We start from the raw sequence: 1,000 nt of genomic DNA, 5'->3' as shown, positions 1-1,000 counted from the left end.
TGAAACGCACCTTGAAAATTGAACAATGGAAACAAATATCTGCAAGCTAAGTAAAGAAATTATTCTAGGAATAGGGTAATAGAAACTACAATAGCCGAACGAGAACCAAGATTCAAGCATGGTCAAGCTACAAAGGGCACAGGGCGAATGCCTTGGCACTGGGAGCCGAAGAAAGACGTGATAAGCTGCGAAAAGCCACGGGGAGCCGCAAATAGGCCTTGATCCGTGGATGTCTGAATGGAGCAATCCGGCGGATGTAACGATCCGTCATGGCGCACTGAATCAAATAGGTGCGTCAGGGGAACCGCCTGAACTGAAACATCTAAGTAGGGCGAGGAAGAGAAATCAACCGAGATACCGCAAGTAGTGGCGAGCGAACGCGGCATAGGCCAAACCGGAAGGAGCAATCTTTCCGGGGTTGTGGACTGCATAAAGCATTGTCAATCTCTAGCTGAACTGCATGGGAAGGCAGACCGGAGAGCGTGAGAGTCGCGTGAGCGAAAGAGAGAGACAGCCGGCAGGATCCAGAGTACCGCGGGACACGTGAAACCCCGTGGGAAGCCGGGGGGACCACCCTCCAAGCCTAAATACTCCCCAGTGACCGATAGTGAATAGTACTGTGAAGGAAAGGTGAAAAGCACCCCGGGAGGGGAGTGAAATAGTACCTGAAACCCTGAGCCTACAAGCACACAGAGCGCGTCAAGGCGTGATGTGGTACCTTTTGTAGAATGGTCCGGCGAGCGTATGTATGCAGCAAGGTTAAGCACTTCAGGTGCGGAGCCGAAGGGAAACCGAGTCTGAACAGGGCGTCAAGTTGCATGCATAGGGCCCGAAACCGGGTGACCTATCCATGTCCAGGTTGAAGTGGGCGTAAAAGCCCATGGAGGACCGAACCGACCTCCGTTGAAAAGGCGGCGGATGAGGTGTGGATAGCGGAGAAATTCCAATCGAACCCGGAGATAGCTGGTTCTCCCCGAAATAGCTTTAGGGCTAGCGTCAT

At 52.7% G+C, this 1,000-nt stretch carries 1 rRNA gene (only partly in view); it reads left to right on the top strand.

Annotated features, from left to right (window positions below):
- Nucleotides 1-120: 120 nt before the first annotated feature.
- Nucleotides 121-1,000 (top strand): 23S ribosomal RNA (locus tag NE609_RS17095); it runs 1,952 nt beyond the window's last position.

The sequence above is a fragment of the Anaerotruncus sp. DFI.9.16 genome (assembly GCF_024461615.1).
Taxonomy (GTDB): Bacteria; Bacillota; Clostridia; order Oscillospirales; family Ruminococcaceae; genus Anaerotruncus; species Anaerotruncus massiliensis.
This window is presented reverse-complemented; position numbering and strand designations above follow the sequence as displayed.